Origin of the sequence: Streptomyces sp. P17, assembly GCF_032436805.1 — a bacterium.
GTDB lineage: Bacteria > Actinomycetota > Actinomycetes > Streptomycetales > Streptomycetaceae > Streptomyces.
This window is the reverse complement of the sequence record NZ_JAVRBF010001161.1, coordinates 1-254: the sequence shown is the minus strand read 5'-3', so window position 1 is coordinate 254 and position 254 is coordinate 1. Positions and strand designations below refer to the sequence as shown.

Genomic DNA, 254 nt, shown 5'->3' with positions numbered 1-254 from the left:
GTAAAAACGTGGTTTTTGAGAATGACGGTTGGACCGTTCGAACAAAAGACCGCAAACCATCGGCTCATTTCGAACATACGATTGCTGTAAGAAACGGCAAGCCCGATATTTTATCAACGTTTGAATTTATTCAAGAAACGAACTAAAAAGCATTTAAATGGCTAAACAATCAGCGATTGAGCAAGACGGAACTATTGTAGAAGCATTGTCAAATGCCATGTTCCGCGTAGAATTGGAAAATGGGCATGAAATAA

1 pseudogene is annotated in these 254 nt (G+C 39.0%); it reads left to right on the top strand.

Features of this window, described 5'->3' with window-relative positions:
* Nucleotides 1-157: 157 nt before the first annotated feature.
* Nucleotides 158-254 (top strand): annotated as a pseudogene (infA, locus tag RMT89_RS44270) (translation initiation factor IF-1); the annotation flags it as partial.